This window comes from Kitasatospora sp. CB02891 (genome assembly GCF_002803145.1).
Taxonomy (GTDB): Bacteria; Actinomycetota; Actinomycetes; order Streptomycetales; family Streptomycetaceae; genus Kitasatospora; species Kitasatospora griseola.
Genome location: NZ_NNBO01000003.1, coordinates 179,474 through 197,811 on the forward strand (window position 1 = coordinate 179,474; position 18,338 = coordinate 197,811).

The 18,338-nt window shown below is 72.7% G+C and carries 15 protein-coding genes and 3 tRNA genes; 7 read left to right on the plus strand and 11 right to left on the minus strand.

Features of this window, described 5'->3' with window-relative positions; genetic code table 11:
* Positions 1–29 precede the first annotated feature (29 nt).
* Positions 30–1,469 (minus strand): FGGY family carbohydrate kinase, encoded by a 1,440-nt coding sequence (locus CG736_RS09605; protein WP_100585760.1) that lies wholly within the window; start codon positions 1,467–1,469, stop codon positions 30–32.
* Positions 1,470–1,611: 142 nt separating this feature from the next.
* Positions 1,612–1,905 carry a hypothetical protein gene (locus tag CG736_RS09610; RefSeq protein WP_100585761.1) on the minus strand — a complete coding sequence of 98 codons (294 nt, stop codon included), beginning with the start codon at positions 1,903–1,905 and terminating at the stop codon, positions 1,612–1,614.
* 301 nt (positions 1,906–2,206) lie between these two features.
* Here CG736_RS09610 and CG736_RS09615 point away from each other — a divergent pair.
* A tRNA-Asn gene (locus CG736_RS09615) sits at positions 2,207–2,279 on the plus strand.
* Between the two features lie 5 nt (positions 2,280–2,284).
* A tRNA-Asn gene (locus CG736_RS09620) sits at positions 2,285–2,357 on the plus strand.
* A gap of 152 nt (positions 2,358–2,509) precedes the next feature.
* Here the strand turns inward: CG736_RS09620 and CG736_RS09625 are convergent.
* Entirely contained in the window at positions 2,510–3,271 is a 762-nt protein-coding gene (locus tag CG736_RS09625) for a serine protease (protein ID WP_157815496.1), read from the minus strand.
* 700 nt (positions 3,272–3,971) lie between these two features.
* On the opposite strand from CG736_RS09625, the gene CG736_RS09630 reads away from it, so the two are divergent.
* Positions 3,972–4,045, plus strand: a tRNA-Ile gene (locus CG736_RS09630).
* Positions 4,046–4,507: 462 nt separating this feature from the next.
* Here CG736_RS09630 and CG736_RS09635 read toward each other — a convergent pair.
* On the minus strand, positions 4,508–6,817 hold the full coding sequence (locus CG736_RS09635) for a collagenase (protein WP_100585763.1): 2,310 nt from the start codon (positions 6,815–6,817) through the stop codon (positions 4,508–4,510).
* Between the two features lie 430 nt (positions 6,818–7,247).
* Here CG736_RS09635 and CG736_RS09640 point away from each other — a divergent pair, with 430 nt between their 5' ends.
* On the plus strand, positions 7,248–7,874 hold the full coding sequence (locus CG736_RS09640; protein WP_100585764.1) for an ankyrin repeat domain-containing protein: 627 nt from the start codon (positions 7,248–7,250) through the stop codon (positions 7,872–7,874).
* A gap of 254 nt (positions 7,875–8,128) precedes the next feature.
* A complete protein-coding gene (locus CG736_RS09645) occupies positions 8,129–9,094 on the plus strand; it encodes a 1-aminocyclopropane-1-carboxylate deaminase/D-cysteine desulfhydrase (protein WP_100585765.1) in 966 nt (321 codons plus the stop codon).
* Here CG736_RS09645 and CG736_RS09650 read toward each other — a convergent pair.
* Positions 9,081–10,685 (minus strand): LCP family protein, encoded by a 1,605-nt coding sequence (locus tag CG736_RS09650; RefSeq protein WP_100585766.1) that lies wholly within the window; start codon positions 10,683–10,685, stop codon positions 9,081–9,083. The genes CG736_RS09645 and CG736_RS09650 overlap by 14 nt on opposite strands.
* Before the next feature lie 228 nt (positions 10,686–10,913).
* Entirely contained in the window at positions 10,914–11,378 is a 465-nt protein-coding gene (locus CG736_RS09655) for a MarR family winged helix-turn-helix transcriptional regulator (protein WP_232733899.1), read from the minus strand.
* Between the two features lie 94 nt (positions 11,379–11,472).
* Between CG736_RS09655 and CG736_RS09660 the strand changes: the two genes are divergently transcribed.
* Positions 11,473–12,492 (plus strand): NADP-dependent oxidoreductase, encoded by a 1,020-nt coding sequence (locus CG736_RS09660; RefSeq protein WP_100585767.1) that lies wholly within the window; start codon positions 11,473–11,475, stop codon positions 12,490–12,492.
* A 291-nt stretch (positions 12,493–12,783) separates the two neighbouring features.
* On the plus strand, positions 12,784–13,278 hold the full coding sequence (locus CG736_RS09665; RefSeq protein WP_100585768.1) for a DUF3145 domain-containing protein: 495 nt from the start codon (positions 12,784–12,786) through the stop codon (positions 13,276–13,278).
* Positions 13,279–13,345: 67 nt separating this feature from the next.
* Here CG736_RS09665 and fabF read toward each other — a convergent pair whose 3' ends face one another.
* The 5 genes from fabF to CG736_RS09690 all read right to left on the minus strand — a co-directional run bounded on the left by fabF (position 13,346) and on the right by CG736_RS09690 (position 18,319).
* Positions 13,346–14,614 carry a beta-ketoacyl-ACP synthase II gene (gene fabF, locus CG736_RS09670; RefSeq protein WP_043913836.1) on the minus strand — a complete coding sequence of 423 codons (1,269 nt, stop codon included), beginning with the start codon at positions 14,612–14,614 and terminating at the stop codon, positions 13,346–13,348.
* A 129-nt stretch (positions 14,615–14,743) separates the two neighbouring features.
* Entirely contained in the window at positions 14,744–14,986 is a 243-nt protein-coding gene (locus CG736_RS09675; protein WP_073812203.1) for an acyl carrier protein, read from the minus strand.
* Positions 14,987–15,068: 82 nt separating this feature from the next.
* Complete coding sequence (locus CG736_RS09680; protein WP_100585769.1) at positions 15,069–16,097, minus strand: beta-ketoacyl-ACP synthase III; 1,029 nt, start codon at positions 16,095–16,097, stop codon at positions 15,069–15,071.
* Positions 16,094–17,032, minus strand: a complete 939-nt coding sequence (locus CG736_RS09685; protein ID WP_100585770.1) for an ACP S-malonyltransferase — start codon at positions 17,030–17,032, stop codon at positions 16,094–16,096. The genes CG736_RS09680 and CG736_RS09685 overlap by 4 nt, the downstream gene beginning before the upstream one ends.
* Before the next feature lie 90 nt (positions 17,033–17,122).
* On the minus strand, positions 17,123–18,319 hold the full coding sequence (locus tag CG736_RS09690; RefSeq protein WP_043913828.1) for a CdaR family transcriptional regulator: 1,197 nt from the start codon (positions 18,317–18,319) through the stop codon (positions 17,123–17,125).
* Positions 18,320–18,338 lie beyond the last annotated feature (19 nt).

The window sequence follows — 18,338 nt, forward strand, 5'->3', positions numbered from 1 at the left end:
TCGCTCGGCCGCAGGTTCCGGACGGTGGGTCAGGTGTTCGCGGCGGTCTCCGGGTGGTGCTGCTCACGCATCGCCGCGAACTGCTGGCGCACCGCGTTGCCCACCGCCAGGTCGTGCTCCTGGTCGGGGGTCAGCAGGGTGACGTCCGGCAGCTCCCAGTGCGGGGGCTCGGCCGTTCCGGCGAGCGCCCAGGCGGCCTGGCGGGCCGCGCCGCGCGCCGCGTGGTCGCCGCGCGGCGGTATGACCACGGGCAGCCCGAACACCAGCGGGGCGATCTGCTGGACGGCGGGCAGCCGGCCGGCCGTCCCCAGCAGGAACACCCGGTTCACCGCGACGCCGTGCCCGCGCAGCACGTCCAGGGCCTCGGCCAGGTTGCACAGCATGCCCTCGACGGCGGCCCGCGCCACGTGCTGCGGCGCCATCGACTCGGCCCGCAGCCCGGTCAGGGTGCCTGCCGCCTGCGGCAGCTTCGGGGTGCGCTCGCCGTCCAGGTACGGCAGGAAGACCATCCCGTACGCGCCCGGCGAGGACTGCAGGGCCAGGTCCGACAGGCCCTCCAGGTCGGTGCCGAGCATCCCGGCGGTGGAGCGCAGCACCTGCGCGGCGTTCAGCGTCGCCACCATCGGCAGGTGTCGGCCGGTGGCGTCGGCGAAGGAGGAGACCAGCCCGGACGGGTCGACCACCGCCCGGTCGTGCACCGCGAAGATCGTGCCGTTGCCGCCCAGCGACACCACCGCGTCGCCCGGGCCCAGCCCGAGGCCCAGCGAGGCCGCCATGTTCTCGCCGGTGCCGGCCGAGATCAGCAGCCCCTCGGGGGTGTGCCCGGCGGGCTCGGCCGGGCCGAGCACGTCCGGAACCTTCAGCTCGTGGCCGAACGCCAGCTTGATCAGGTCCTGCCGGTACTCGCCGGTGATCGGCGACCAGTAGCCGGTGCCGGAGGCGTCGCCGCGGTCCGTGGTGCGCCGCCGGGCGCCGCCCAGCAGCTGGGAGACCAGCCAGTCGTGCGGCAGCAGCACCTCGGCGATCCGCTGCGCCGACACCGGCTCGAACTCGGCCAGCCAGCGCAGCTTGGCGATGGTGTACGTGGGCCCCGGGACGGCGCCGATCGCCTCCACCCAGGGCTCCGCCCCGCCGAGCGCGTCCAGCAGCGCGGCCGCCGAGCCCGCCGAGCGCGGGTCGTTCCACAGCAGCGCGGGCCGTACCAGGACACCGCCGGCGTCCAGGCCGATCAGCCCGTGCTGCTGGGCGGACACCCCGATCGCCCGGACGCTCTCCAGCAGGCCCCCGGCGGCGGCGTCGCCGAGCGAGTGCAGCCAGGTCTGCGGGTCGACCTCGGTGGAGCGGGCGTCGTCGCCCTCGGGCAGCGGATGGGGGGCCCGGCCCTGTCGCAGCACGGCGCCGGTGTCGGCGTCGCACGCGACGATCCGGGTGCGAGTGGTGGAGCTGTCGATGCCCGCGACGATGGCCATGCCGAGATCATGCCGCAGTCGGCGGCCGGGGCGGGCCCGACTGCCGCAAGTGTTGCCCAGTCGGTACCGGAACCAGCCCCGCCGCCGACCGTCCGTGCCTGGTCGGGGGCGTTCCGTGCCCGGTCGGGGACGTTCGCCGCGATCAGGGGCGGACGGTGCCCCAGCCGTCGTCCTCGCCGTTGTGCTTGGCGAAGTACGGGACGCGTTCGGTCAGCGAGTTCGGCAGCTTCTCGCCGACTTTGTCGGCCACCGCTCCGGCGGCCTTCCCGGCGACCGCGCCCGCCTGCTGCTTGGCCTTGCCGGCCGCGCCCTGCACCCGCGGGTTCTCCCGCAGCTGTCGGGCCGCACCGGCCAGCTGGTCGTACCGTTCCCGCCCGGCCCGGGCGCCGAGGACGTACCCGATCCCGACGCCCACGATCAACGAGACCTTCCACATGCCCTGGTTCCACCCTTCGTCGCCGCGCGATTGTGTGCCGCGTCTACCCGTCCGGCCGGGCCGTGAACCGCCCTGCCGGTGGCGGGTCCGGGCCAGCCGGAGCCGCCGTGCACCAGCATCCCCGTCCGCCCCGTACGGCGCGCGCGGGGCGCGCCGGACCGGCCCGCGGCCGAGGTGGGGGAGGCCGCTGCCGAAAGCGATTGGCGGAACACCCCCCTGAGTGCGCTAATGTATGTCCCGCAGCGAGCACCGTGGGCCCCGGAGAGATCCGGAGACCGGGGTGGGCGAGGCGGAAGCACGATCCTCCATAGCTCAATTGGCAGAGCAGCCGACTGTTAATCGGCAGGTTATTGGTTCGAGTCCAATTGGAGGAGCGCGGTCCCCCATAGCTCAATTGGCAGAGCAGCCGACTGTTAATCGGCAGGTTATTGGTTCGAGTCCAATTGGGGGAGCTTCACCGGACGTCACGGTGATCAGTACAGAGCGAAGGCCCTTCGGTGAGACCGAGGGGCCTTCGTGTTTCCCCCGCGCCGCCCGGGCCTGCCTCCTGCGCCGCCCGAGCCGCGGGCCGACCAGTGGGCGGGCGAGGGTGGGCGTGGGCGGCTCAGCCGCCGGCCTGCCGGTAGAGGTCCGCGAGACGGTCGCCGAAGGCCACGCTGTAGGAGACCTCCGGGCTGTTTCCGCCCTGCTGGTAACCCCCTATCACTCCGATCACCTGGCCCTTATCGGTTACCCACGGGCTGCCGCTGGTGCCGTCGGTGAATCCGGCGCAGTCGAATCGCTGCTGGGTGTTGCTGCGCGAGGTGGTGCGGCCCGCGCAGGTGATCGGGGACACCGCGCTGTTGGGATAGCCGGTGACGGTGACCTCCAGGCCGAAGCCGAGACCGGTGGCGAGCGGGTAGGCGCCCATCACGTCCTCGATCTGCCGGCCGTTCAGCGGGCCGACAGTGAGGAACGCCACGTCGTACCCCTCGTTCTCCTCGGGCCCCCAGCGCGGGTCCACCACCACTTCGGTGACCGGCCAACTCCCGTGCGGGGAGCGTCGGTCGCGGTAGCCGGGGGCGAACACCAGGTCGTCCAGCGGGACGCCCCGCGGGGCCGCGCAGTGGGCGGCGGTGATCAGCAGGTTGCGGCCGCGACTGTGCACCACGGCGGCCGTGCAGGCCCGCATGCCGTCGGTGTCGTCCACGAACAGCGGCCCGATCCGGTCGCCCACCGGGTCCGCGGGCGCGGGGTGGGCGGTGGGAATCGCGTTGTCGGCCGGCCCGGCGGACGTGCAGCCGGTCACCGCCACCGCCAGTGAGAGCAGCAGTGCGCAGGCCGCGGCGGCCGGACCACGGCCGGTTCGGGGGGAGGTGCGCGGCACCGTCACTCGCTTCCGCTCGGCGGCCCGCCCGGGAGGAGCCGGGCGGTGGATGCAGCAAGATCTACCAGGGCCCGCGCCGCAGCGGCAACCGCCTCGGCGTTCGGCCGCCCGAGCGGGCCAACCGTCCCGTTGGCGGGAGTGCTCGACCGGGCATCAGGAATGCTTGCCCGCAGGGCGCCTGTACCTGATTGCCGCCGAAACTGCGGTACGGGACGTCGGCGGTGCTGCCGCCTTGCCGGTGGCCGCCGATCGTCCCTACCGCGGTGCCGGAGCGGCAGTGGCGATGCCGATCGGCCGGACACCTGACGGCATGTCATCCGTGGGCGGCCTGGGACGAACGCCGGGCCCGTGCGGGAGCTGCCGACGGCCGGGCCGACCGGGCGATGCGCCGCCGCCGCGACCGGGCTGTCGACCGCGTCGGCGGTACCGGCGTGGTCGCCGCCCGCAGCCCGGGTCCGGCTCCAGCCGTGCGCGGAGGCCGGTGGCCGTCGCTGCCCTGCTCGTTCGCTCGTCGGGGTGTCCGTCGGACGGGTGCGACCGGGGCCACGAACGGGCGACGCGGACGGGGCGGGAGCGGGCGGACCCGGATGCGCCCCCGGCGCGCACCACGGGTGACCGACCGGCTATGCTGCCGGGGGCGTCCCTGAGGGGCCGTCTGCTGCTGCCAGGACCGCACGTCGGCCCCGGCGGGTCGAGTCGGGGGGCGGTAGCTCAGCCGGTTAGAGCAGGGGACTCATAATCCCTTGGTCGTGGGTTCGAGTCCCACCCGCCCTACCTCGGCCGCTGACCGACCGTCAGCCCATGGGGCTCCCTGACCAGGCGAAACGCCGGACTTGTTGAGCTCTGAGCGTAGATTAGCGCCCACGGCAGCTCCTGTGCGCAGCGCCGCGAGCGGTCACCGAGGAAATTCCGGGGAACTCGGGCAGGGCCCGGACCCCGGGCGGTGCTTCCGGGTGGCCCCGGCGACCTGGGCCGCACCGCCGTCCGCCCTCGGCGGAGCCCGTGGTTCCCCCGGGACGCCGAAACGGTCCGGCGGTTGGGTGCGGCGGAGAGATTCACCCCATCGGGAATTGCTGCGCGGTGACCGTTCGGGCGCGCACGAATCGGTACGGGTACTCCTGGGGGCAGGGGCCGCGATCGCCGGGCGCGGCGGCCCGGGGAGTCCGGCGCCCGAGCCGGATGCGGCGCGAGGCCCGCGGTCCTGGGATCCGCGGGCCTCGGGTGTCACCGGGCGGGTCAGTACTGCGTGGTGACGGTGACTCCGGAGAAGGAGCTCTGGGCGTAGAGGCTGAAGTACACCCAGCCCGCGGGCGGGTTCGTGATGGTCAGGGTCTCACCGTTGCCGCTGTTGGTGGACTTGGTGGCGTAGGAGCCGGTGGTGGCCCAGGCGCCGGGGTTCCAGTAGAGGTCCGCGTTGCCGGTGCCGCCGGTGGTGGTGATGGTGAGCTGCTTCACGCCGGCCGGCAGGTTGAGGAAGCTGTAGCTGTAGTTGCCGGAGGTGGCCGCGACGTTGTCGCGGCGGCAGTTCTGCCCGTACGAGCGGGTGTCCGGGTTGGCGCAGAGCGGGGCGGCGGGTGCCAGGGTGCCGCAGTTGCCGGTGCCGCAGGCGGCCAGGTAGGTGGCGAAGTCGGCGTCGTACTTGGTGCCGATGCCGGTGAGGACGGCGCGGGCGCCGGTGAAGTCGCCGGTGCGGGTCTTGGCCAGGTAGGCGGCGACGTCCTGCGGGTGCGACTGCAGCATGTACCGGACGGCCAGGTAGCCCCAGTTGTAGGTCCGGGTGGAGTCGGTGTTCTGGTAGGTGGTGTCGAACAGCGTGCTCAGCTTGTAGGTGCCCTTGGCGGCCTGCGCGATCGCGTCGTCGTAGCGCACGTCCCGGTAGGTGTAGGACATGTACTCGGCGAAGCCCTCGATCCACCAGATGTTGGGGACGGTCTGCCCGGCGTCGAAGTCGCCGTAGAAGTTGAAGCGGCCGTCGAGGTAGTGCGCGTACTCGTGGTTGAGGTTCCAGATCGAGAACGCCGGGCGCAGCCACTCCGCCTCGTGGGCGATGAAGCGGGCCTGGTTGCCGGCCTCGTCGGGCTTGCCCTCCAGGTACATGCCGCCGTTGTCCACCTCGATGTCGAACATCGACCAGGCGTACAGGCGGTAGTCGTAGGAGGAGTCGTAGACCACGACCTCCAGCTGGGTGTTGAGGTCACCGGGGACGGGGCCGTTGTCCTTGACCACGCTGTGGAACAGGGCGTCCTCGTTGGCCAGGCTGGAGCAGGTGCTGTCCAGTTCGGCGGTGGTCAGCGCCTGGGCGCGGATGTGCAGGGTCGGGCTGCAGATGCGGTCCACGGTCAGGACCAGCGGGGCGAGCCGGGTCGGCAGGTCGCACAGCCCGTAGTAGGAGCAGTGGCCCTCGTCCTTCTTCTCGGTGAACCAGGCGAGGTTCATCGTGAGCGGGCCGGTGGCGCCGATCAGCGGGAAGGCGTTGACCAGGTCCTTGACCAGCGGGCGGGCCTGGGCCTGCAGCACCGGCTGCTCCAGGAAGGAGCCGAGGTCGATGCCCAGGCCGGTGGCCAGGTCGCTGCCGTTGAGCATCTTGCCGTTGCGCTTGACGAAGGCGGAGATCGAGGTGGCCACGGACGGGTCGGCGGCCAGCGCGGCGTTGAAGGAGTCGGTGCCGAGGCCGTTCTCCAGCACCAGCTTGGTGTTGGAGACGGCGTCCCACATGCCGCCGGTCCAGGAGCCGGTGTAGCGGTCCAGCAGGTCCTTGATCACGCCGGTGTAGCGGGCGTTCTCCTGGGCGGAGTCGATCAGGATGACCGCCTCGGAGAGGATCTGGCCGTTGGCCTCGGTGACGTCCTTGGCGTGCGGGGCGGCGTAGAAGGCGTCCAGCGCGCCGCGGATCGAGGTCTGCAGGGCGGTGCCGTACGGGCCGACCGCGTCGGGGTGGTACCACTGGACGTAGTAGCCGGCCCGCAGGAAGGCGATCAGCTGGGCGGCGGACGTCGAGTCCGTGCCGTCGTAGCCCGCCGAGGCGGTGCGCAGGGCGTCGGCGACGGCGACCATCTGCGGCTCGCGGAAGGTGCTCTTCGCGTCGGTGCCGGTGATCGAGTAGAGCTTGCCCAGGCAGTCCAGGCCGGCCGACTTGACCGTGTTGACCAGGGCGGTGCCGCCGGCGGAGCCGAACGACGAGGTGTCGCAGCCGCCGGCTTCGGCGGCGCGCGCGCCGAGCTTCTTGGCGGTGGGCGCCTGGGTGGCCTGCCGCGGTGCGGACTTGGTGCCGGTCTCGACCTGACCCGGGGTCGGGCGGGCGTCCTTCGGCTCGTCGGCCGACTTCGGGACGGGGTGCGAGACGGGGGCGGTGTCGGCGGGGGTGGCACCGGTGGCGGGCTGGGCGGGGGCGGCGAAGGCGCGGCCCTGCGGGGCGAACAGTCCGACGGTGAGAACCAGCGCAAAAGCGAGCGCGAGCAGCCGACCCAACTGGGCGGCGGATATCCGGATATGACGCACGGTGGGGGACTCCGAGCGGTAGTGGCCGGGCTGGGGGGCGCCGACCATCTGACGTGTGACATGTAAAATGGCACAGAATATCGACGGGCGGAAGAGGGAGATCACGATGGTGATCGAATCTCCACGTACGCGGCCCCGCCGGGTCTTCTCGGTCGCCCCGCCTGCGTCGACCTCTCAACGCCCGGCCGGTGTCGGCCTCTTGTGGCGGATCGTCAGTACCGTCGACTCTGCATCGGGTGCCGGAGCCGGCCCTCGCGGACGTCGCGCATCGACTGATCGGATGACGTCGGTATCAGCCGGAAGGCTCGCGGGAACTGGCCGGTTCGACGACGAATCGAGCCCGGGGGCGGGGCAAATATGGAGGTGAGAGGTTCGTCGGAGTCACCCGGCGGGCCCACCCTTCGGCCCGGCCCGACCTCGCCTGTGCACCGAGGACTGCCCGTGCCGTACCTGCCGCCCCTTCAGGAGGAGGACCGCGATGACGACCGCAATCGACCAACGCCTGCTCGGCGCTGCGCACACCGGCGACCTCGCCGCCGCCAGGGCCGCCCTGGCGGCCGGCGCCAACCTGGAGGCGCGCGATCCGCAGGGGCGGACGGCGCTGCTGACGGCCGCGCTCGCCGACCAGGTGGCCGTAGCCGAGTTCCTGGTCGCGGCCGGCGCGGATCCGGACGCGCAGGACCACCGGGAGGACAGCCCGTGGCTGGTCACCGGCGTCACCGGCAGCGTCGCCATGATGCGGGCCCTGCTGGCCGCCCGGCCGGATCTCGGGCTGACCAACCGGTTCGGCGGCGTCAGCCTGATACCCGCCGCAGAGCGTGGCCACGTCGCCTACGTGCAGGCGGTGCTGGAGGAGACCGACATCGACGTCGACCACGTCAACCGCCTCGGCTGGACGGCCCTGCTGGAGGCCGTGATCCTCGGCGACGGCGGCCGCGCGCACACTGAGATCGTCCGCCTGCTGCTCGCCGCGGGCGCCGACCCGCAGCTCGCCGACGCCGACGGCGTGACCGCGCTCCAGCACGCCGAGCGCCGCAGCTTCGGCGGCATCGCGGCCGTGCTCCGCGGGGCCGTGTCCGATCCGAGGAAGGGAGTTGCCGAATGACCATCCGTCGACAGCGCCGTGTGCCGCTGCTGATGGCCGTCGTGTCCGCGCCGGCCGCGCTTCGGGCCGGAGCGGAGCCACGAGCGAGGCGGCGCGGTGGGGGCCTGGCAGGGGCATCCAGCGTGGCGGGAAAGGCATGGTCGGGCGGGGTGCCGTAGCCGATCAGCGGGCCATCGCGCGGCGGCCCGGCGCGGTCGGGGTGTCGGCGCACAGGGGCCGGCGGGGTGCTGCCGGTCCCCGGCTAGGGTGAGTGGATGCTCGTGCCCGCTGACCTGCCCACGCCGTTGACGGTGGTCGACGACCCGGAGCTCGCCGCGGCGGGGGTGGAGCTCCGGCTGAAGCGGGACGACCTGGCGCATCCGACGGTGCCCGGCAACAAGTGGCGCAAGCTCGCACCGAACCTGGAGCGGGCGGTCGCGGACGGCTGCCGGGCGCTGCTCACCTACGGCGGGGCGTACTCCACGCACGTGCGGGCGGTGGCAGCGGCGGCGCGGGCGCTCGGGTTGGAGAGCGTCGGGGTGATCCGCGGGGCCGAGCTGGCCGGGATGCCGCGGAACTGGTCGCTGGCCCGGGCCGAACGGGACGGGATGGCGCTGGAGTTCGTCGAACGCTCGGTCTACCGCGAGATCGCCTCCGGGCGGCAGGAGCGGCGCGCCGGGCACTTCGTCCTGCCCGAGGGCGGGTCGAACGCGGCGGCGGTGCGCGGGGCCGCGGTGGTCGCCGAGGAGCTGGCGGCGCAGCTGCCGGACCTGGGCGCCCGGGACGTGGTGTGCTGCGCGGTCGGCACCGGCGGGACGGTGGCCGGGATCGCCGCCGGCCTGCCGTCGGGTGCGCAGGCGCTCGGCGTGGCGGTGCTGCGCGGCGAGGGCTACCTGGAGCGGGAGGTGGCGACGCTCCAACTCGCCGCGTACGGGCGGGAGTCCGGTAACTGGCGGCTGGCGCACGACTGGCACGGCGGCGGGTACGGCCGGGTGCCGGAGGAGCTGGAACGGTTCGCGGCCCGGTTCGAGAGCCGGCACGGCGTCCCGGTGGAGCGGCGGTACGTGGCGAAGGCCCTGTCCGCGGTGTACGGCCTGGCCCGGGCGGGCGAGTTGACGGACCGTCGGGTCACCCTCGTGGTGACGGGCGTCCCGGACCCGGACCCGGAGGCGGCCCCGGCCGCACCCCCGTTCGCGGGAGGGCGGCCGGAGCGGGGCCGGTCCGGGGTCAGCCGAAGCTGAGGTCGCTGCAGAGGTCGCTGTCGGCGGGGCGGGTGTTCTCCGTGATGCCGCTCGGGATGTCGGACGGGATGGCGGTGCCCGCGGAGGCCCCGGGGTCGGGGGCGCCGAGGGCGTCGGTGCCGGCCCGGTCCTGGCCGAGGGTCAGGACGATGGCGTCGCTCTTCGGGACGGCGCGGAGTTCCGCGCCGGGGTAGAGCTGGGCCAGACGATCGGCGGCGGGGCGCAGGTCGAGCGGGTACTCGATCAGCGTGGTGCTCCGGGCGGAGGTGTTCTGGCCGATGGTGATGTTCCGGTAGCCGTTGCTGCGCAGCGCGAGGGCCGTCCGTCCGGCCAGCCCGGCGGACTTGCCGGCGTTGTGGACCACGATCGGCACGTCCAGGTTCGCGCTGTCGGAGCCGCCGCTCGCGGACGGCCCGCCGGACGCGCCACTCGACGGGGAGGCGGACGCGCCGGCGGAGGGGCTTCCGGACGCACCCGCGGACGGGCTGCCCGACATGCTGCCCGACGGGCCGCCCGAGGGTCCGGCGGACGGGTTCGCGAGGTCGCCGGTGAGGCGCCCGTCCAGGGTGCGGTCCTGGCGGATCAGGTTCCACAGGATGTCGGCGTCGGGCTGCACGACGGCGACCCGGGCGCCCTGGAAGCGCCAGGGCAGGGTGACGAACTGGATGTCGGCGAGCTTGATGTCCTTCAGCGACTGGGCGAACTCGGCGAGCTTGTACGGCGAGCCGAGGTCGGGGTCCACGGTGAGCGACTTGGTGGCGGCGTCGGCCAGCGGCAGCAGGGTGGTGAGGTCGAAGCCCTCGCCCTGCACCTTCTTGATCAGCGAGGACATGAACGCCTGCTGACGGCGCATCCGGCCGATGTCGGAGCTGTCGCCGAGGCCGTGCCGGGCGCGGACGTAGTCGACGGCCTGCTGCCCGGCGACGGTTTGGCGGCCCTTGGTCAAGTGAATGCCGTAGGAGTCGACGTCGTTGGGGACGCAGACGTCCACGCCGCCGACGGCCTGGGTGATGGAGGCGAAGCCCTTGAAGTCGACGACCAGGGTGTGGTCCACCCGCAGGCCGGTCAGCTCCTCCACGGTGTTCTGCGTGCAGGCGGGGTTGCCGTTCTTGAACTCGCCGATGGTGAACGCCGAGTTGAACATCTGATTGGCTCGGGCGGTGGTCCACCGGCCGTCCGCGAGCCGGCACGGCGGGATGGTGACCAGGGTGTCCCGGGGGATCGACACGCCGACGGCGTGTTTGTGATCGGCGTAGACGTGCAGCAGGATCGCGGTGTCGGAGTGGCCGACTCCCTCGTCGCCGCCGCCGAGGTCGCTGTTGCCGTCGCTCCGGGTGTCGGAGCCGAGCAGCAGGACGTTGACGGGGTGGCCGCCGGCGGGAGCGGGAGGCCCGGCCGGCGGGCGGCTGGACGCGATGCCTTCCGGGGCGAAGGTCGTGATGTTGTGGTCGAGCCGCTGGTAGTACCAGGTGCCGAGTCCCGCGGCGACGACCACCAGGACGGCGGCGGTCGCTCCGAGCCCCTGGGCTATTCGGCGGCCTCTTCGGCCGCGGGGCGGGGCCGCGGCAGGACTCTGGGTGGCGTCGGTCATCGGTCCGGGATCTCTCTGCGCGCAACGGGAACTGGTGCCCGAGGGCAGGCACTTGCCGCCTCCACGGCACTGCGGAGGGGGCGTTCGTCACCACTTAGACGGCGCGGCGACGGGAATGGTTACACGCGAACCATCATTTCCGAGAGATTTTTCGAACCTCGAACCGGGGTGCCTCCGAACCGTCCGGCCGGCGGTCCGACCGGCGGCCCGGAGGACGGTTCGGCGGGGTCAGTCGCGGGCCGAGGAGTCGAGCATCCGCCGCAGCAGGTCCCGCAGTTGGGCCCGCTCGGAGGCTTCCAGCGCGGCCAGCGGCTCGCGGGCGAAGTTCAGCGATTCGCGGAGCTCGGACGAGGCGGACAGCCCCGTTTCGGTGGCGACCACCAGCTTCACCCGGCGGTCCTGCGGGTCGGACTCGCGGGTGACGAAACCGCGGCCCTCCAGCCGGTCGACGATGCCGGTGACGTTGGACGGCTCGCAGGAGAGGGTCTGCGCGATGTGCCGCATCGGCATCGGGCCGCGGCGCAGCAGCGCCAGTACCTTGGCCTGCGCGCCGGTCAGCGAGCGGGCGGCGGCGGCCTCCTCGTACTCGCGGTGGAAGAGTCCGACCAGGCGCGCCATGAGGTCGACGACCTCCACGGTGATCGGGTCGGCGGTCGGGACCGATGCCTGCTCCATGACCTGCTCCTTCTCCATGGTGTCGAGTCTAGCTGAACAGTTGACAACATGAACCTTTCATCCACAGGATTACTTGAGTCAGTGAACTTTTCAGGTTGATGAGGAGTGTGTGATGGCAGAGCAGGACCTTCCCGCCACCGGCCGCGAGTGGCACCTGGCCGCCCGGCCGCAGGGCTGGCCGGTGGCGAGCGACTTCGCGCTGGTCGAGGCCCCCGTCCGGCAGCCCGGCCCGGGCGAGATCACCGTGCGCAACGCCTACCTGTCCGTCGACCCGTACATGCGCGCACGGATGAACGACGTGAAGTCCTACGCGCCGCCGTACGCGCTCGGCGCGCCGATGGACGGCGGCGCGGTCGGCCACGTGGTCGCCAGCAACGCGGAGGGCTTCCGGGTCGGCGACGCGGTGCAGCACTGGCTCGGCTGGCGCGAGTACGCCACCCTGGACGCCGCGCACGCCGTCAAGGTCGACCCCGAACTCGCCCCGCTCTCCGCCTACCTGGGCGTGCTCGGCATGCCCGGGCTCACCGCGTACGCCGGACTGCTGGAGGTCGCCTCGTTCCGCGAGGGCGACACCGTGTTCGTCTCCGGCGCGGCCGGCGCCGTCGGTTCGACGGTCGGTCAGATCGCCCGGCTCAAGGGGGCGAAGCGGGTGATCGGTTCGGCCGGCTCCGCCGAGAAGGTCGCCACCCTGGTCGACGAGTACGGCTTCGACGCCGCCTTCAACTACAAGGACGGTCCGGTCGCGGAGCTGCTCGACCAGGCCGCCCCCGACGGCATCGACGTCTACTTCGACAACGTCGGCGGCGAGCACCTGGAGGCCGCGATCGGCGCCCTGCGGGTGCACGGCCGGGTCACCCTGTGCGGGGCCATCGCCCAGTACAACGACACCTCCGCCCCGGCCGCGCCGCGCAACCTGGTGCTGGCCATCGGAAAGCGGCTGCGCCTGCAGGGCATGCTGGCCGGCGACCACGCCGCGCTGCGCGGCCGGTTCGTCGAGGAGGTCGGCGGCTGGCTGCGGGACGGCTCGCTGCGCTACGGCGAGACCGTGGTCGAGGGCGTGGAGAACACCGCGGAGGCCTTCCTCGGCATGCTGCGCGGCGCCAACACCGGAAAGATGGTCGTCCAGGTCTGAGGATCCGACGATGTGACGGTGTGTCGAATGACGCTCCGTCAATCCGCCCCCACCGGAAGCGCGATCCGGTGGGGGCGCGCGTTTAGGTCCGTTCGGGGGAGGTGGGCGCTGTGGGGGTAGACCTCCCGGGGGAACCGACTAGCATGGGGTGAAAGCTTGTCCGTTTTGCTCGATTTGATGACCTAATGTCGAATAAGTTGAGCGTCACGGGGTAGCCACTCGTCAGTACCTACCGGCGACGGCGCGAGGCAGCTGGGGAAGGCGACCCTCGTCCACAGCCAGGAGGTCCCGGTGACGACACGTGGTGTGCTCTACGTCCACTCCGCGCCACGCGCGCTGTGCCCGCACGTCGAGTGGGCGGTGGCAGGCGTCCTCGGCGTGCGGGTCAACCTCGACTGGATCCGGCAGCCCGCCGCGCCCGGCCACTGGCGGTCCGAGCTCTCCTGGCAGGGAGAGCCCGGCACCGCCTCCAAGCTCGCCTCCGCGCTGCGCGGTTGGCAGTTGATGCGCTACGAGGTGACCAGCGAGCCCTGCGCCACGGCCGAGGGCGAGCGGTACTCCTCCACGCCCGGCCTCGGCATCTTCCACGCCGTCACCGGCATCCACGGCGACATCCTGGTCCCCGAGGACCGGCTGCGGGCCGTGCTGCTGCGCTCCCGCAGCGAGGGCAGCGACCTGGAGGCGGAGATCGGGCGTCTGCTCGGCAAGCCGTGGGACGACGAGTTGGAGCCGTTCCGGTACGCGGGGGAGGGCGCGCCGGTCAGGTGGCTGCACCAGGTGGTGTGACGGGGACGGGACCGGCCCGGCACTCGCTGGGAGTGCCGGGCCGGTCGCGCAGTGCCGCGCGCGGGTCTCAGACGGTGCGGAAGGCCAGCACCACGTTGTGGCCGCCGAAGCCGAAGGAGTTGTTGAGGGCGGCGATCCGACCCTCGACCGGGAGCTTGCGGGGCTCGTCGCGGACGATGTCGGCGTCGATGTCGTCGTCCAGTTCGACCACGTTGATGGTCGGCGGGGCGATCCGGTGGTGCAGGGCGAGGACGGTGGCGACCGTCTCGATGCCGCCGGCGCCGCCGAGCAGGTGGCCGGTCATCGACTTGGTGGCGGAGATCGCCACGTGCTCCAGGTGCTCGCCGAGTTCGCGGCTGAGCGCCTTGATCTCCGCGGTGTCGCCCTGCGGGGTGGAGGTGGCGTGCGCGTTGACGTGCACGACCTCGGCCTTGTCCAGCTCGTTGCGGTCGAACAGGTCGGCGATGGCGCGGGACACGCCGGCGCCGGTCGGCTCCGGCTGCGCGATGTGGTGGGCGTCCGAGGACAGGCCCTGGCCGATCGCCTCGCAGTACACGCGGGCGCCGCGGGCGGCGGCGTGCTCGGCGGACTCCAGCACCACGACACCGGCGCCCTCGCCGAGGACGAAGCCGTCACGGGCCTTGTCGTACGGGCGGGAGGCGTGCTCGGGGTCGTCGTTGTTCTTGGACATCGCCATCATGTTGGAGAAGGCGACGATGGGCAGCGGGTGGACCGCCGCCTCGGTGCCGCCGGCCACCACGACGTCGGCGCGGCCGCTGCGGATCATCTCGATCGCGTAGCCGATCGCCTCGGCGCCGGAGGCGCAGGCGGAGACGGGGGTGTGCACGCCGGCCCGGGCGCCGACCTCCAGGCCGACGTTGGCGGCCGGGGAGTTGGGCATCAGCATCGGGACGGTGTGCGGGGAGACCTTGCGGACGCCCTGCTGCTTGAGCACGTCGTACTGGTCGAGCAGGGTGGTGACGCCGCCGATGCCGGAGGCGATGACCGTGCCCAGGCGCTCGGGGGCCAGCTCGTTGGTGTCGGCGGTGGCCGGGCCCTCGAAGCCGGCGTCCTTCCAGGCCTCGCGGGCGGCGATCAGCGCGAACTGGGCCGAGCGGTCCAGCTTGCGGGCCACCGGGCGGGGCAGGATCTCGGACGGCTCGACGGCGACCTTGGCGGCGATCCGGACGGGCAGCTCGGCGGCCCACTCCTCGGTGAGGGCGTGGACCCCGGACCGGCCGGCCAGCAGGCCCTCCCAGAATGTGGCGGCGTCGCCGCCCAGCGGCGTGAAGGCGCCGATACCCGTGACGACCACGGTGCGGTTTTCAGCAGTCACTGGTTTCTTCTTCTCTCACGTTGAGCATCGAGCGGAGGGCCGGACGGGCCGGAGGGCCGGAACGAGCCGGGGGAAAGGGGGACGGCCGGGGCGCGACGGACGCGCCCCGACCGGCAGCCTGACGGCTGGTCAGACGTTGGCGACGATGAAGTTCACCGCGTCGCCGACGGTCTTCAGGTTCTTGACCTCGTCGTCCGGGATCTTCGCGCCGAAGCGCTCCTCGGCGGCGACGACGACCTCGACCATGGACAGCGAGTCGACGTCCAGGTCATCGGTGAAGGACTTGTCGAGCTCGACGTCCTCGACCGGAATGCCGGCGATCTCGTTCACGATCTCGGCAAGGCCTTCGAGAACCTCGGTCTGGGTAGCCATATCGGCTGCTCCTCTTCGTGTTGACGCGTGCGGTCAGGCGGACCGCCGCGGGTTTTCTTGGGGTGGTGCGGAGAAAAAACGCCTAGGGGAGAGTAACGACTGCTGCGGCGTAGACCAGTCCGGCCCCGAAGCCGATGATCAGCGCGAGGTCGCCGCTCTTGGCCTGGCCGCGCTCCAGCATCCGCTCCATGGCGAGCGGAATGGACGCGGCGGAGGTGTTGCCGGTCTCGACGATGTCGCGGGCCACCGGGACCTCGGCGGGCAGCTTCAGCGTCTTGATCATGGCGTCGATGATGCGCATGTTGGCCTGGTGCGGGATGAACGCGCCGAGCTGGTCGGCGGTGATCCCGGCGGCGTCCAGCGCCTGCTGGGCGACCTTCGCCATGTCGTACACCGCCCAGCGGAAGACCGTCTGGCCCTCCATCCGCAGCGCGGGCCACTTGATCTCCTCGCCCGCGCCGTTGACGGCGTCCGGCTTGGCGAAGGCGGTGTCCCAGGCCCGGGTCTGCGAGATCACGTCGGCCTGCGAGCCGTCCGAACCCCAGACGACCTTGCCGATGCCGGGCGTGTCGGACGGGCCGACGATCGCCGCGCCCGCGCCGTCGCCGAAGATGAACGCGGTCGAGCGGTCCGACTTGTCGGTCAGGTCGGAGAGCCGCTCCACGCCGATCACCAGCACGTACTCGGCGCTGCCGCCGCGCACCATGCCGTCGGCCAGGCTCAGGCCGTAGCCGAAGCCCGCGCAGGCGGCGGAGATGTCGAACGCGGGGGCGGTGCCGCAGCCGAGCCGCTGGGCGATCTCGGTGGCGATCGCCGGGGTCTGCTTCAGGTGCGAGACGGTGGCGACGATGACGCCGCCGATCTGCGCCGGAGCGATCCCGGACATCGCGATGGCCTTGGCGGCCGCCTGCACCGACATCTCGGCGACGGTCTCCTCCGGACCGGCCCAGCGGCGCTCCGCGATGCCGGACCGGGACCGGATCCACTCGTCCGAGGAGTCGATCCAGTTCAGCACCTCGGCGTTCGGGATCACCCGGGTCGGGCGGTAGCCGCCGACACCGTGGATGCGCGAGAACTGGGCGCCGGTGACCGGCTTGATGGTGGCACTCATGCGGACTTCTCCTGGCTGCCGTGCTCGGCCACGAGCTCGCGGGCCCGGTCGAGATCGGCGGGGGACTTCAGGGCCAGCGTTGCGACGCCCTTGACGTTCCGCTTGACCAGATTGGTGAGGGTGCCGGCGGGCGACAGCTCGATCACGGCGGTCGCGCCCAGCTGCTGCAGGGTCTCCATGCACAGGTCCCAGCGGACCGGGTTGGACACCTGCGCGACCAGACGGGCCAGCACCTCGGCGCCGTCGCCGACCACCTCGCCGTCCCTGTTGGACACGTACGCCACCGTCGGGTCGGCCACGGTCAGCGTCGGCGCCAGCTTCTCCAGCCGGGCCACGCCCGGGGCCATGTGCTCGGTGTGGAACGCGCCCGCGACCTTCAGCGGGATCAGCCGCGCGCCGGCCGGCGGGTCCGCCTTCAGCGCGGCCAGCTGCTCCAGCGTGCCGGCCGCGACGATCTGCCCGCCGCCGTTGTTGTTCGCCGGGGTGACCCCGTGCGCGGCGAGCTTCTCGGCGACCGCCTCGGGGTCGCCGCCGAGCACCGCCGTCATGCCGGTCGCGGTGGCCGCGGCGGCCTCCGCCATGCCGAGGCTGCGCTCGCGGACGAAGGCCAGCGCGTCCTGCTCGGACAGCACTCCGGCCAGCGCGGCGGAGGTGATCTCGCCCACGCTGTGGCCGGCCAGCGCGCCGACGGACGCCGGAACGCCCTGCGGCAGCAGCGCCTGAGCGGTCACCAGGCCGGCGGCCACCAGCAGCGGCTGGGCCACCGCGGTGTCCTTGATCTCCTCCTCGGAGGCCTCGGTTCCGGCGTGCACCAGGTCGAGACCGGCCACCTCCGACCACTGGCGCAGCCGGTCGGCGACGCCGTCCAGTTCGAGCCAGGGGTTGAGGAAGCCGGGAGTCTGGGCACCCTGTCCAGGGGCGACGATAACGAGCACGGTTCAACCCTCTCTCGCCGGACGCCGTGGGGCGGGTAGGCGACGATGACGAAGAAAAGCACGTCGGATTGTGGATTCCCTACAGTTCGATCAGCCCTGATCAGGCCCGGAACCGAGACGCCCCAGGGCAAGGGCGATGCGCAGGGTGAACGCCGAACGCACGTCCGACGGAGCATAGCCGGTGACATCAGTCACACGACGCAGCCGGTAGCGGACGGTGTTCGGGTGGACGAAGAGCATCCGGGCGGCGCCCTCCAGGGAGGACGCCTGCTCCAGATAGACACTCAGCGTCTCCAGGAGTGCCGAACCGGCCTCCTCCAGAGGTGTGTAGATCTCCTCCACCAGCTGACGGCGCGCCACCTCGTCGCCCGCCAGGGCGCGTTCCGGCAGCAGGTCGTCGGCCAGCACCGGGCGCGGCGCGTCCGGCCACGCCGCGCACGCCTTCAGGCCCTGCGCGGCGGCGTGCGCCGAGCGGGTCGCCGACAGCAGGTCGCCGACCGTCGGGCCGACCACCACCGGGCCCGGCGCGAACTGGCCGATCAGCGCCCGCGCGGCGTGCACCGGCTCCTTGTCGCCGCCGACCACCACCACCAGGCGGCGGCCCAGCACCCCGGTCAGCACGTGCAGCTTGGCGTACCGGGCGGCGCGCCGGATGGCCTCGACCACCAGCTCGCTGTCGCCGTCCGGGGCGCTGCCCATCACCACCCGCACCTGGCTCGGCTGGCCCCAGCCCAGCGCCGCCGCCCGGGACAGCACGCCCTCGTCGGCGTCCCCGGACAGCAGCGAGTTCACCACCAGCGCCTCCAGCCGGGCGTCCCACGCGCCGCGCGCCTCCGCGGCCTGCGCGTACACCTGGGCGGTGGCGAAGGCGATCTCCCGGGCGTAGACCAGCACCGACTCGCGCATGCCCGCCTCGTCGCCGGGCGCGGCCACCTCCTCGATGGCCTCCTCCATCACCTCGATCGTGGTGCGGATCAGCTCCACCGTCTGCCGCAGCGTGATCGCCCGGGTCAGCTCCCGGGGCGCGGTGCCGAACACGTCGGTGGAGATCGCCTGCGGCGCCTCCGGGTGCCGGTACCACTCGGTGAACGCCGCGATGCCCGCCTGCGCGACCAGGCCGATCCACGACCGGTGCTCCGGCGGCATCCGCCGGTACCAGGCCAGTTGATCGTCCATCCGGGCGATCGCCGCGGACGCCAGCTTGCCCGCCGACTTCTCCAGCCGCTTCAGCGTCGCCGCCCGCAGCTCGGCCCGGTCCGCCGCGAGCCGGCGCTCCTCGGCGGTCATCCGGCCGCGGCCGGGCACC